Genomic DNA, 13,590 nt, shown 5'->3' with positions numbered 1-13,590 from the left:
CCACAACAACCTGTGGATAAGTCTGTTGATGAAAATCCTGAGCGCGCACAAAAACCTTAGCGCGCTAGTTACTGAAGTCCCTGATTCTGTCGCGCCTAACCGATCAATGCCCCTGAAAGCAATGGCTTGCGCGAAATCAGCCGTTTGAGATCGCGCTTATGCCGTGCGAACAAATATTGTGATGCCAATGTGCATAAAGATTTTGTAAGGCTCTGAAACGGGCCCTTTTGTGAGAGCGGACCCGCCCCTAGGTCGCTTGGGTGACGTGTTCACAATTATTCACACGCGCTCCACACTCTCCAGCGACCGCTCGACCATCACTTTAGCCATTTCCATCATGTGCAAGGTCGCGAAAGCCAGGTCCCGTTTTGAACCTTGCAAGCTGTCGCCCAGCTCGTAGACGGTCGCCGCCGCGCAACGCAGAAAGTCCAGAGCGTGGTTCAGGGTCGGTTCCAGGCTGACGGGCTGTGCGTCGCCGCTTCCGGAGGCGGTGGGCAAGTAACAGGCCAGAGCGCGCTTGACGACGGATTCGTCGAGGACAGGCGATGCAGGTATTGGATTGAGGGATGTGTCAGAGGTGAAGTTGATCATGTCTAGCTCTCCGGAGTGGAGCTGCCACCGAGTCGCGACTAAACGATAGGGTGGCAGCTGTGCGCAGGTTAGTCGGACCGGGAGCTAAGAACCGGCGCACCCGGAGGTGCCCTACGCACAGCCGCCATTATTTACAGGCGATAAAAGCCTGAAAACAGCGGCGTGATGCGCCTTAACTCGAACACGGGCGACTAAACCCGATCGCTGAAAACCAGCGACCGGTGGAGACTAAGAGCACCAGACGAGGGGCGCAAGCGGCTGCGGATTCTCTCGGAAATGTCCTTCAAAAGAAAGAGACGAAACCTGCAAATACCCGCAACAGAGCGGTCCGGAACGCAGCATTCGAGGCTGTCGCCTGAGTCAGAACTGGTCCTTGCGCAGCGTCGTCGACTGCACATTGCGACTCTGCAATTTGCGCAATGTCAGCTTGTACATGCTGGACTTCACCTGGCTGCCCATTGGCGTTTCCTGCAGCAGAATCCGGCTAGACGCAAAGGCGCAGCCGGTGTCGAGCATCTTGTATTTGAGCAGATACAGGCCCGGATCGATTTTGCCGAAGGTGAAGACCGCACCGGCCGGTATGAATGCGTGCCGATAGGCGTTACGGCCCACCGCATCGGTGACCTTGGCATAGACCGCCGACTCACCGCCGCTATTGTCGATGGTGATCTGCGACCAACCATTGTCCTTGCGCAACGGCATGCCCTGGAGATACGCCGCCTTCTCAGGCCATGGCGCGCCGAGTGGGTCCAGCGGCGGCACCTCGCACTCTGGCTGCTGCGGGTCGACCAGTTTGACCGGGTTCCCGGTTAGCGTCTCCCGCGGTTCCGGGGTGGGTTTGACCCACGTTTGCGCGACCGGCACGGCTTCCGTCGGTACATAGGATTTGCCTGCCTTCGGGTCGTAACCCATCCACGCCCCAGCGGCGCAGAAGATCAGAAATACCGCCGCCCAGCGCAACACGCTACGTCGCCGGCGACGTGCCGAAGGTTGCGCATTTGCCTTGCGGGATTCACGCCGGCCCTGAGTGGGGTGAGTGGAAGAAGCGGGCGCTGATGCCGCGCCGTGGGCACGAACGACATTCCGCTGAGCCGCTTCCTCGCGCATCTGGCGTTCCTGAGCGGCGAGTTGCGCATCGTAAGCCGCACGCCTGCCGGTGTCGGCCAGCACATCGTGAGCGGCATTGATGACGCCCATCGTGTCTGACGCGGACGGGTCCGGGTTTCTGTCCGGATGCAGCTTCTGCGCAAGCTTGCGATACGCCTTCTTGATCTGATCAGGAGAGGCGTCGCGAGCGATGTTCAGCAGCTCGTAATGCGTGGGCGTTTTCTGCATTGCACTTGCTGTCCAAGGCGACCGGCCAGTGGGTTAACACGTTGTATCGGCACGAAACGTGTCCACTCCAGTCAAAACCCCCTCAAACCGCCAGAATCAGCAAAAGAAATGCCCGAATCGTGAGACCCGGGCATTTTTGAAGCATCGATTCAGCTGAACAGTTGCCGAAGCAGTATCAACTGCAATCGATTCGGTGAAGATGTCGTTACCGTCAAGCCGCACATTCATGCGATCAGGCGGTAATCCTTGGCTGCCATCCCACCTGGGTGCCGACAACTACGAATTTTTTCCTGACTCTTCAGTGAACCCGGCCAACGGCATACTGCACCCCCGAAGCCCGGCGACGATCCATCGCGCTATTCATAGACAATCCTTTGTCCGCTTGGCTGAAAAGTAACGGCCCTCGCTACCCACCTGGTAGCGCCTGCCGTTGAAACCAAGCCTATGCAAAGCTCATCAACCGTGCAATTACCGGCAAAAAGCCAACTTCCGCCCTGGGCGTTCCTGAGCTCGGCCAAGCGAGCCACCCAAGTCATTGATTCTAAAGCCAAGGTAAAAACCCCCACTGCCCCGCTGTCTTTCGCCTGACCGGCAATCCATGAAAACGCCAGCAGTCAGGGCTTAATTCGATGCGTAATCGCCTCCGATTCCGTCTCCACAGGAAGAAAATTCCTGCCGCCCCTTACACGAATTCCATCCTTCCCCACCCCGCCCCAGAGCCCCCGCAACCCGACCAAACCCCACGCTCATCAGCCGCCCGATTTTTTTCAACCGAATCAGACAGCTAGGCTTTACAAGCTCACCAGACTCTATATACTCACCCGCCATTACGCCGGTATAGCTCAGTTGGTAGAGCAACTGACTTGTAATCAGTAGGTCCCGGGTTCGACTCCTGGTGCCGGCACCATATGAAGAAAGGCTCGCAGCGATGCGGGCCTTTTTTTGCTTTGGCGACGGGCTAGCACCGGTAGCTTTACTCGCTTTTACGGAATTCAGGAGATCCGCCATGGCCAGGGCACCTAGGAAGCCTAAAGACCTTACGCCGCGCTTCGGCATAGGCGAGTGGTACGGGCATAACCTTCCACAACTTCCTAGCTCAGAGCGGCATAGGCTCGCCCGTGAGACGCTCAAGCCAAAAAAGGAGCGGCAGCCACAGCCCTGCCCATTCCAGGCGAGGAAACAAGGCGCGACTTGCTCTAAGGAAGGCGGTGTCTGCTCCCTTAGACTCTACTCATATGCTCAGCACTCCAGTGGTCGCGCAATGGGCGTTCCAGCCCAAGGCAATCAGGGAGAATTGCGAGCGACGTGTCCTTATCGCTTTCATGAAGACCTAGAAATCTTCAAGTGGGTCGGCGAAGTGATCCTGAACGATCCCGACCCGAAGCTCGTTGCCGAGGTCGGCTTCCTAGAAGCAGGCGCGACCACCGATAATGAGGGAGGAGAGGACGTCGGCAGGATAGATATGGTGCTGGTCAGCACCAAGACACAACCTGGCGCGCCGATGGAGTGGGCGGCACTGGAAATCCAGGCGGTGTATTTCTCGGGTAACGCCATGAGGGGTGAGTTTGAGGCTATTAAGGATGAGACCGTAGACTGGGTCACCTTTCCCGCAGCGCGCCGGCGACCAGATTATCGCAGTAGCGGCCCTAAACGGCTTATGCCGCAGCTTCAAATCAAAGTGCCGACGCTCAGACGCTGGGGCAAGAAGATGGCGGTTGTAGTTGATCGCGCATTCTTCGACTCAATCGGCGAAATGGATAATGTCGTCGATATTTCGAACGCTGATATTGCTTGGTTTGTAGTGCGCTTCGAGGAAGTCGAAGGGCAAACCCAAACTCGCCTCGTCCGTGATGAGGTACGGTTTACCACACTAGAGCGCTCAGTTGAGGGACTAACAGGAGGCAAGGCGGTGCCGCTGCCGACCTTTGAGGGTCGGATCAGCGACAAGCTGACCCATCCTGTTCCAGTGGAGCAGACTGAAGGATCCAACTTACTAGCCTTCGGCGATTTCGAAGCACCACTGGACGGTTCAGAATAAAGCGCTAGGCAAAAAGCTCTGCCTGCACCTGAGTCACCTTGAGGACTTTTTTCGAATTGTCGGCAAGGTGAACCTTTAACTTATCCGCAATTGCCTTCGCCATCAGTACCGGAACGGCATTCCCCACCTGCTCATATTGCGAAACACGCGAGCCTGCAAAACGGTAGGTATCGGGGAACGATTGAAACCTAGCAGCCTCCCTTACAGTAAGAGTCCTGTTTTGATCTGGAAGAAAAACAGTTCCCCAATGCGGATCACACTTCGTCAGCATTGTGCCTGAAAGTCGATCGTTATGAAGACGGCCATAACGCTTTGTGTGATCTGACTTGCGGGCCCGCTGCATACCTTTTGGGAGTAGGTCGTGAGGAATATCCCTCCATGAGCCACCAGGATGCACATGCTTCATACGCTCGGCATTCTGTTTCGAAAGTTTTGCGGCCACATGGTTGAACGTCTGGCTTGCACCATTACGCATCAACTTTGCATAGGCACTTTCTGCGTCAACTGTGTAGCTAACTGATTCAGCGCCTTCTCCCATCTCCAGCACAGGAAGATCGCCGATGGCATCCCGCACCGAGACATACGGATGCAAACACGCGCGATCTTCTTCTTTCAGCTGGAAAGTCATAGTATTACCACCCCGAAAATTAGCGCGCCCCACTGCGTAATGAGTAGGCTCAGGGTGATCTATGTCGCTAAATCGAGATCCGAGCAATATGAGCCGCCACCGCTCTTGTGGAACGCCATAGTGCGCTGCAAAAAGGATTTTGGCCGTCACGTGGTAGCCAAGAGCAGTAAATATCTCAACGATGAGACGAAAGACTTTTCCATCGCCTAACGAAAGAAGGCCAGGAACATTTTCAAAAACAAATGCTTTCGGCTGAAACTCTTCCAAAAATCTTTCGTAGTGGCGGAACAGCGCATTGCGGGGGTCACTAAGAAACCGTCCTGGTGCATTAATAGAGAACCCTTGGCATGGAGGGCCACCAACTAGTACATCTAGTTCACCAGGCTGCAAGCCTAGACGCTTCCTAATCTCTGCCGGGTCGACGGCCTCAATCGAACGACAATCAGCGAAAGCTTCTGGATGATTAAGCTTGAAGGTTTCAATGGCCTCAGCCATTACATCGTTACCGTATAGACTCACGTACCCGGCCTGCCTAAAGCCCTCAGTGATTCCTCCGGCCCCGCAAAACAGATCGATTGTACGCAGCGGCTGCTTTTTCGCTCGAGATTTTTTCACTTTGGGCGGTACAGGCATTTTAGTGATGACAGCTGTGCTGACATAAATTTCACCATTTGTTTCAATTGCCATACCATGCTCACTAGCCATTGCTTCTACTCCTCGCAGTAGGACACTGGTCAGGTGAGACCGGGGCCGCAATCCCCGGCCTCACCGCCCTTATTTCGTAAATTAGCGAAGCGATCACAGCGTCTTCGCATCTGCTACCTCGCTGCCTACCCATGGAGCCCAGCGTCCAATCCTTCTGGAGTCAGCGCAGTCAATCCACAGGCGCAGCCTGTAGGCGCGCTAATATACTGTATTTACATACAGATCGTTAGCCCGCTAGTCGATGATTGTCCCATACCATCGGCTTTTTTACTAAAGGCCAACGCCGATATTCGGGTGTCCAAGGCGCAAACCGAAGCCGCAGTCTGCAAGCAGGAAAGGGCGAGGATCGCGGCGAAGCCCCGCGCTAGAAGACATCCACACAGGCCGCAGGGGCGTTAATCCCTGATAACGCTCACTCAGCATCTTGACGGGATGACGTGGGATGAGGACCGAAGATAAGAAGAGAGGTAACCGACATAGGATTGGTGGGTAGGTGCGATGGCCGCAACATCGGCTACGGCAGGAAATTGGGCGACGCAGCGGTGCAGGCACTGATATATGCTCCCCGGCAGCTACTATGGCACGGTCAAGGCGCACTGTGATCGGTGGTTAGCATCCGTGAAGTGGTGCCGTTCCGAAGAGGGGCCCGGCGTCAACGATGCGCGGCAGATTGATCGGCAGCTCTTGGCGGATTACGCAGCGTACCTTCGTGTTTGGTTGGGCGCGGCGACCTTGCTATAGCACTGCGCAAAACCGGCTATCCAGCGTTAACAGGACGATGACAGCTCTTCGCGGTGATCAGTATGTGAAATTGCCAAGTCCGAGCAAGGCGTTGGGTATGCAACGCACCGGGGTTCGACACTTGGTGCCGCAAGGCCAAAACCGCGAACAAGTTAAGCAAATTATCGACGTGCTTTACAGCCATCAAAATCTATGGGCCGCCGCGATCGTTCTTTTGGCGCGGACCACCGGCATGCGCTTGCGTGGGGCCATTTTGGCTGACCTGCCACGGCTTAGCCGTAAGGCTAACGGCCAAGGCAGAATTAACAATCAGGATGGCACCAAAGGCGGTCGTGCCGGCGCTTCGGCGCCACGTCGGATTACGGTGGACGACCATGTTCGGGATGCACTTGAGTTTGCACGCCAAGTGTTGCCTGCGGATAGCCGCAATCTGATTGCGCCAGACGAAACCTACCTGAATCTTCTCCGACAAATCATCCGGCCTGCGCGGGACATCATGCATGCACACAACCTCAAAGGCTTCCATGAGCTACGAGCGGCGTAAGCATGTGAGCGTTATGAGCAAATCACCCAACACCCCGCGCCTATCAACGGCGGCCAATGTTGCCAAGTAGATCGGAATATTGATCGTGAGGCCCGGAGGCAGATCAGCTATGGACTGGGGCACGGTCAGATCGACGTGGTCGCGACCTACGTAGGAGGTCGCAGATTAGTAAGGTATTCGACATGGAGCTGTTCTTGGCTGGAGTGCTAACCAGCTCGCACGCAACCCGGCAGCGCCATTTGCAGCAAGCGAGGATTATCCAAGCTGAAATCGCAGAGCGCTGGCAGCGGGAGAGGGCTTGGGCTTGGGCTTGGGCTTGGCAGAGAAAGCATGCTGTTTGGTTCTCGAACATCGCCTAAGCAAGAATAGCGAGGAAACGCGATATAACTACTTGCTAACTGCACGACTACTTTCGCTACGACTGAAAAAGTTATGGACATTCATGTTCTAACCGATAGTCCAAGACTTGACACTCAAGACCGAAAACACCGGCGCTTAAACCTCACAAGTCAGTAGCCCAGATCATTCATTGAATCGATAAAGCATAAAGAATTCACATTCACTCAGGTCTTAAGGTGCGCCTGCGAAACCAGATCATCTCAAGAAAGAAAAAATAACACCCAACCTGAGATCAGCTATTTGAGCCGCTGCCGGTAGCGGATATCCCCTTTATCAGCAATAGATAGGATCCGAGAACCTTGAGGAATTAATTCCATCCAATTTACATATCCAACTGTACGATCTGGCAGTTCATAATTTTCACCAGAGATGGCGTGGTCGAATAGCCAAGCTTTTCTATTAGGCAGCGAAATACGGCCGAATGGGACACTATCAAGACAACCCCACTTTTATCAATAGATGCCATAGAACTTTCAACACGCCCAACAAAGTCCTCTTCACTTTCCACACCAGAATAACGAGCTAAATTTCTTCTAGCCATTTCATCCTTAACCGTTCCTTCGAGCTCCCCAAAACAGCGCTCTTTCAAACCAGGCAAAATGACAATTTCAAGTGATTTTTTTTGCCTCTCAGCTATAAACTGAGCAGTTTCGTACGCCCTAATCAATGGACTGCTATAGATTTTATCTATAGAAATATCCGAAAGTTCTGCAGCCACATTTTCGGCTTGAATACGACCTTCTCTGTTCAGAGGGGAGTCAATGCTCCCCATCCATAAATTGCTACTATTGTAATCCGTTTGACCATGTCGAACGTACAACATAAAAGCTTGCGCTCTATACTAAAAAATTAAAGCATTATGAATAGGATGAGGACCACTTTCACCATCCGGATATTGCAACTTTAGCCAATTATCCAATACCTTAGAAAATTCTTTACTTTTTTCTCGCATCTGCAAGAACAAATTGGAATCCGTACGATTACCCTTTGTCACAGCTTCCAATATTTCTCTATTTTTGGGGCATTCAATTGTGGCCAAGAAATCTTGGTATATATTAAGAATTTCAGGAGTATAAGCGTTATTTGCGCCTAAATCTTGAACCCGCTCAAGTACGGTTTTGTCCAAAATATCTGCGGTCAATTGATTTTTATCTGCCTGAGCGACAAAAGCTGTCTCGGCCACGGAGATCACACCGCCAAAATATAGAAGCTTGCGGGAAAAGCGAAGCTTAACATTCCGAAGCCCCCACGACTTACTATTTTCAGAAACCTTAAATTCGAAATCAGTAGCAATCGTTCTATAATAACGAATTATGTCATTGAGGAGAAATCGGGATATTTGCTTCTCCGGATCTCCCGCCTTGATATATTTGTTTAATAGATCTGTTCGGTACGCTTTAAAGCGCTCTTCCCCGTACAGCCACTTACCTTCAAGCAGGAACAACATTCGCCGAGTCAGCAAAACATTGAGATCTTTGTCCCCACCAAGATTCTGTAACATCTCACTAAAATTCACGACTGCTTCAGAGCCGAAAGTCCCGGTATCCCCGGCAGATTTTTTTATATACTTATCGACCACATCCTGAATGGATTTTTTTTCCTCGTGCAAGCTATCTTCAGACTTATCAGAATCAAAGAATATGAACAGATCAAGATCTGACTCTGCCGAAGCCTCACCTCGACCAAACGAGCCAGTTGTAACTATAGTCAATCTATCTTTGAAGTCACTTCCTGAGAGTGCCGAATCAAGATCGCTCCTCAAAGAATTAATTACATCTGCAGAGTGCTTATACGCTGCATCTATAGACTTAAATTTCGAAAACCTTTCAATGATCATTGATAATTCCATTTAACTTCATTGAGTGCTGCCTGTTATCAGGCTCGACTTTTATGTCAAAGCTTTTAATCTTCTTCTCTTTCTTGCAGCCATATCGAGTATTGTCATCTCGATCAGGCAACACAAAGTACTTCCTATGAACAAAGCTTACTTGAGCGTTTGAAAACCAACTTGGCGCAGATTTTTTCTTCAATATGCTATTCAAGCTAGCAAATAAAGGCTTATGTGTCTGCTGCCAACTCTTCTCGCTTTTGTACAGGTCGCCTTCGCTCAAGCAAACTGACGACTCCAGAAAAAAAAACTCGCTCGTCTTGTCGGATATAAGGCCAATTTCATCATTAATCAAGCCTGAATAAACCCGCTCTTTCATCATCCAGAAATCGTCTAAAATCCTGTGATCTTTCGACGGAGTACTGAAAAACGAAGCACGCGCAATAGCCAGCGTTGAATGAGCTGAAGAAAAGCCAGTGAAATAAGTGTGCGACCGAGTAATGCCGTCAATTGTGTCGATATTTATAGGACTATAAAAAAGATCACCACCATCTTCCTGGGAAGCTTTCATATTCAACAATGAATGAATAAAGCTCAGGTCGCAGTATTTTTTAAGGTTCAAGCTAAGATCTTTGCCAAGCTGTTGCTTGCCATCGATTATCTGCTCGCCCGCTTCGTGGTGCCCGTATCCTATTTTCTTTTTTATTAGTGGCTCAGCGCTATGTGACAGTGGCGCGTGCCCTATATCATGTAAAAGCGCTGCAATTATTAAATGTCTCTTTAGGTCAGGTGCATAATTACGTTTTTCTGCAACATATGCAGCGAGTGCCGCAACATGCAAAGAATGTTCAGCACGACTTCTATTTTTTTTGGAAATTTTTTCGGTGCCTGGATGTGTGTAATCTAGCGCACCAAGAAAAGATATATCGTACAATCTTTTAAAAGCTTTGGATTGCAAAACAAGAGACATGACGTCATCATTTACCACTGTATTAATCCAATAGTAAATGGTACCAGGGTCGTCTGTGGCAGCCGGCCACATTGCGATACTGTCAAACAATTTATGTGTCATACTTCAACAGTCGAAGCAAGCGATGGACGGTAATCATAATTCACCTCGGAAAGAGACTCCTTTGAGTATATGTCATGATTTGTCATTAGGCCTCTCGGCCTAAGAAACTCGACGCCAGATTGAGCAGCTAACCCTTGCCTGAAAAGCTTACCAGCATCCACAAAGCCTTCCATTATCACACACACCCCATGCTCATCGCCCTAAATTATCAATTCTTCACGTACCGTCTGTCAAAAAAATTACGCCCCGAAGCCACGGTGGAGAGCTCCTACCGTTAGCAGTCTAGGATTTCCCAGCCCCCCTAAGACTTTGAAGAAAATCTATTAAAAATTAATTACTTGCGCTAAACCGGCAGCTAAATGCGATGCTATTTCTGTAGATCTAAATGGCTGAAATGGATGGCCCACTGGTAACGATCAGCGTCACAGGGTCGTAGGCTACCTGCGCGATGCGATGCAACCCGCCCTACACCTACGTTTGGAATTCTTGGTAGCGATTTCAAATCGCGGTTATTTGATATGGCACAACCGAATGAGCGGTGGTATCAGGATAGTTTTTAGGGATAGAGCCACATACACTAGCTTAATTACTAATAAATATAGATAGTTATGCCATTTTTCGACTCTGGGTGCCGCGCCATATGAAGTACCGAAAAAGGCTCGCCGAAAGGTGGGTCTTTTTTTGTTTGCGTTGCTTAAGAGCGCGCTCGCCGCTACGGTCATATCTCCAACACGTCCTTAACTAACCCTCCCGCCCCACCCACTCCTCCCGCGTCATTTCCCAAACCTCCACCGCCATCGTCCCGCCCACAAACTCTCCTTCATGCACTCCCACCAGCCGCATCCCTTCTTTCATCGAGATTCGTTTCGACGCTTCGTTCAGCGCGGCCTTGGGCACTTGCATCAGCGGTTGGCCCATGACCTCGAACCACTGGCGGTTGATCGCGGCGCAGGCTTCGGTGATGTAGCCGTGGCCTTGCCAGTCGGGGTGGAGCCAGAAGCCGCGGTTGTTGCCGGGTTCGGTCATTAGGCTGATGTTGCCGATGATCTGGTCCGGCGCGGTTTTCAGGCGCAGGGTCCAGTGCCATTCGCGGCCTTCGGCGACGGCGGGCAAGGCGGTGTCGCGGATGTAGCTCAGGGCGCCGTCGTGCGGGTATGGCCAGGGGACGCGGTTGTTCAGGAAGCGCACGATTTCCCAATGAGGGAAGAGCTTTTGCACCGCCGGTGCATCTTCCAGGCTGAGAGGGACGAGCAGCAGGCGCTCGGTTTGCAGTTGCGGGACTGGGTGCATGCCGTTTTCCTTCCTCTGGAACGGGCTTTACAGCATGAACGATCTGGATGCGTTGCGCATCAGGGCGAACAGCCCAGGGATCGGAGGGTCTACCATTCAATTATCAAGAGTCTGGTAACTACCGTGCCTCGTATCATCACTAACGAAACGCCAGAGCACGTCGTCGACGAGCAGGACGTGAAGCTGTTTGGCTCTCCGAAGGAGCGGCTGGATTTCTATCGGCGCGAGATTCATTACGAAACCACCAACCTGTCGAACCGCACCAACGCCTATCTGTCTGCCCAGTCGTTTCTGGTGATTGCGTTTGCTTCGTCCATGGCCAACGTGAATCCGGACTGGGGCGTGCTGTTCACCTTTGTGGTGCCACCGATGCTGGCGCTGCTGGGTTTGCTCAGTACCTTGAGCGCCTGGCCGGGCATTCGGGCGGCCTGCGACATCATTCAGCACTGGCATCACAAGCAGGCAGAGCTGCTGCGCAGCGAGCCGGTGATTGGTAAAGCCTACGACGACTCGCCTCTGTTCAGCGATTGGGAGTCCAGCGAAAAAGGTCCGAAAAAGTCGCTACTGTTTTCCAAGCGCGCACCCTGGTTGTTCACGTTTTTCTGGGTGTTTCTGGGCGGCTTCGCGGTGTTTCTACACTTGCTCGCGCCTCCAGTCAGCTGAACCCGCGACTTGAAACGCCGGGCAAAAAAATGCCCCGGTCCGATGGCCGAGGCATTTTCTGTACGGCTACACGCTCAGGTCATCAGAAGACGTTGATTGGGTAGTCAACGAAGACACGGGTTTCGTTACCTTCGTTGTTGTAGCCGATGGCGTCGTTGTCGACACGCAGGAACGAGTTACGCAGACGGATCGAAAGATCCTTGGCCGGACCGCTCTGCACGACATAAGTCAGCTGGCTGAAGATTTCGCGCTCTTCGCCACGACCGCCATCAGTACCGTCGTCGATGTTGGTGCCGCGCACGTAGGCGGTCTTGTAGCTCAGGCCAGGGGTAACCAGCGTGGAGAGGTCCACACCGTAAGCCACCTGCCAGGAACGCTCGTCCTTGCCGTTGAAGTCGGACCAGTACGAGTTGGCCAGGTAGATGGTGTTGCCACCATCGCCGAAACCACCGTCGTTCTGAAAACCACCGTAGTTGTAGCCGGTTTCGCCGGTGCTGCGCTGGTGCGCCAGGGTGAAGGAGTGAATGCCAACAGCCCAGGTCGCCGCTAGGCTCCAGATCTTGTTGTCACGCGCGCCAGCGGCAGCCGCGTCGGAGAAGTCCTTGTCCAGCTTGGTCTTGTAGCCGTTGAAGTCCAGGGTCAGGGACTGTTCCTGCGGCAGCGCGAACACGTAGTTCAGGTTCACGTACTGCTTCTTGAACACGTCTTCGTTGTCCGAAGCGTAGAACGCAGCGGTGAATTCCTTGGTGAACTTGTAGCTACCGCCGTAGACGTTGATGCTCTTCAGGTCGCCGCTGTCGTGACCGGTTGCGCTCTTGCGAACCTCCTGAGTGAAACGACCGGCTACCAACTCAAGACCGTCGATTTCGTTCGAGGTGACCATGGTGCCGGTGAAGGTTTCCGGCAGCAGGCGCGAGTTGTCATAGCTCAGCACCGGCAGCTGAGGCATCTGGTCGCCGTACTTGATCACGGTCTTGGAAATACGCGCCTTGACTGCACCGCCGACACGAGCCAGGTCTTCCGCTGGGTCACCGCTGGAGTCACGCTTGAAGAAGTCAACGCCGCCAGCACCGCTGCGCGAGCGGTCGCTATCCAGGTTCAGGGCGTAGAAACCGAATGCGTCGACACCGACACCGACGGTGCCTTGGGTGAAGCCGGAGTTGAAGACGCCCATGAACGCCTGACCCCACTCACCGCGGTCTTCGTTGCCGTTCTTGTAGTCGCGATTGATGTAAGCGTTGCGCGTGTTGATGACCAGGCTGCTGTCTTCCACGAAGCCTTTGGAGTCAATCTGGCCGGCAGCCATGGCCTGGCTGGCGCTGATGATGCCCAGAGCGAGCAGACCCAAACGTTGATGACGCATCTTGTTTTCCTTTTCTGCGGTTTGAACGCTGTGGCGACGACCAGCCGGCCGTCCCGGGCTTCTTCTCTCGAAGGAGAGCAGAGAGCCGCACGCAAACATCGCAGTGGTCTACTGATGCACGTACATGGCGTAATGCCACAGCCGGTGGGACCCGAATCCTAGTCCCACGGCTTGCAGGGTGTCAATCGAAGAACCGCAGCGCAGAGCGGTCGCTGAATGGCCTAGCTGTCGAGCACGCTGACTAGCGCGTCAAGCTCCGCTTCTTCCAGTAGGCCGACCGGGTAACGCTGCACCAACATGGCGCGTACGTCCGGTCGTTTATTTACAGGTCTGGTCGTCCTTAACCAATCCGCCAGGATCTGCCGCGCTTCGTTACTGGCAGACAAACCACGA

General features: G+C 52.9%; 10 protein-coding genes, 1 tRNA gene and 2 pseudogenes. 5 read left to right on the top strand and 8 right to left on the bottom strand.

Features of this window, described 5'->3' with window-relative positions; translation table 11 throughout:
- Positions 1 to 279: 279 nt before the first annotated feature.
- Entirely contained in the window at positions 280 to 591 is a 312-nt protein-coding gene (locus J3P77_RS00880) for a DUF6124 family protein (RefSeq protein ID WP_434678986.1), read from the bottom strand.
- Positions 592 to 951: 360 nt separating this feature from the next.
- Entirely contained in the window at positions 952 to 1,926 is a 975-nt protein-coding gene (locus tag J3P77_RS00875; protein WP_434678985.1) for a J domain-containing protein, read from the bottom strand.
- An 831-nt stretch (positions 1,927 to 2,757) separates the two neighbouring features.
- On the opposite strand from J3P77_RS00875, the gene J3P77_RS00870 reads away from it, so the two are divergent.
- Positions 2,758 to 2,833 (top strand) — tRNA-Thr (locus J3P77_RS00870).
- 21 nt (positions 2,834 to 2,854) lie between these two features.
- On the top strand, positions 2,855 to 3,964 hold the full coding sequence (locus J3P77_RS00865) for a NotI family restriction endonuclease (RefSeq protein ID WP_434678983.1): 1,110 nt from the start codon (positions 2,855 to 2,857) through the stop codon (positions 3,962 to 3,964).
- A gap of 4 nt (positions 3,965 to 3,968) precedes the next feature.
- Here J3P77_RS00865 and J3P77_RS00860 read toward each other — a convergent pair whose 3' ends face one another.
- Positions 3,969 to 5,297, bottom strand: a complete 1,329-nt coding sequence (locus J3P77_RS00860; RefSeq protein WP_434678982.1) for a DNA cytosine methyltransferase — start codon at positions 5,295 to 5,297, stop codon at positions 3,969 to 3,971.
- A 476-nt stretch (positions 5,298 to 5,773) separates the two neighbouring features.
- Here J3P77_RS00860 and J3P77_RS00855 point away from each other — a divergent pair.
- Together J3P77_RS00855 and J3P77_RS00850 are read left to right on the top strand one after the other, a co-directional pair.
- Positions 5,774 to 6,792, top strand: a pseudogene (locus J3P77_RS00855) (integrase domain-containing protein).
- Positions 6,747 to 7,033, top strand: a pseudogene (locus J3P77_RS00850) (hypothetical protein). The pseudogenes J3P77_RS00855 and J3P77_RS00850 overlap by 46 nt, the downstream one beginning before the upstream one ends.
- A 270-nt stretch (positions 7,034 to 7,303) precedes the next feature.
- Here J3P77_RS00850 and J3P77_RS00845 read toward each other — a convergent pair.
- The 4 genes from J3P77_RS00845 to J3P77_RS00830 form a co-directional block, all read right to left on the bottom strand.
- Positions 7,304 to 7,753 carry a histidine phosphatase family protein gene (locus tag J3P77_RS00845; RefSeq protein WP_434678980.1) on the bottom strand — a complete coding sequence of 150 codons (450 nt, stop codon included), beginning with the start codon at positions 7,751 to 7,753 and terminating at the stop codon, positions 7,304 to 7,306.
- Positions 7,754 to 7,822: 69 nt separating this feature from the next.
- A complete protein-coding gene (locus J3P77_RS00840) occupies positions 7,823 to 8,830 on the bottom strand; it encodes a nucleotidyltransferase domain-containing protein (protein ID WP_434678979.1) in 1,008 nt (335 codons plus the stop codon).
- The gene (locus J3P77_RS00835) at positions 8,808 to 9,779 is read right to left on the bottom strand and encodes an HD domain-containing protein (protein WP_434678977.1); all 972 of its coding nucleotides are present in this window, start codon (positions 9,777 to 9,779) and stop codon (positions 8,808 to 8,810) included. Before J3P77_RS00835 ends, J3P77_RS00840 begins: the two co-directional genes overlap by 23 nt.
- Positions 9,780 to 10,622: 843 nt before the next feature.
- Positions 10,623 to 11,171 carry a GNAT family N-acetyltransferase gene (locus J3P77_RS00830; RefSeq protein WP_434678976.1) on the bottom strand — a complete coding sequence of 183 codons (549 nt, stop codon included), beginning with the start codon at positions 11,169 to 11,171 and terminating at the stop codon, positions 10,623 to 10,625.
- Positions 11,172 to 11,294: 123 nt separating this feature from the next.
- Between J3P77_RS00830 and J3P77_RS00825 the strand changes: the two genes are divergently transcribed.
- Entirely contained in the window at positions 11,295 to 11,834 is a 540-nt protein-coding gene (locus J3P77_RS00825; RefSeq protein ID WP_434678975.1) for a hypothetical protein, read from the top strand.
- Between the two features lie 82 nt (positions 11,835 to 11,916).
- Here J3P77_RS00825 and J3P77_RS00820 read toward each other — a convergent pair whose 3' ends face one another.
- Positions 11,917 to 13,197 (bottom strand): OprD family porin, encoded by a 1,281-nt coding sequence (locus J3P77_RS00820; protein ID WP_434678974.1) that lies wholly within the window; start codon positions 13,195 to 13,197, stop codon positions 11,917 to 11,919.
- Positions 13,198 to 13,590: the final 393 nt, after the last annotated feature.

The sequence above is a fragment of the Pseudomonas sp. R1-18 genome (assembly GCF_051132095.1).
In the GTDB taxonomy this organism is placed as follows: Bacteria; Pseudomonadota; Gammaproteobacteria; order Pseudomonadales; family Pseudomonadaceae; genus Aquipseudomonas.
The sequence above is the reverse complement of the archived record's forward strand: the minus strand, read 5'-3'. Positions and strand labels throughout refer to the sequence as shown.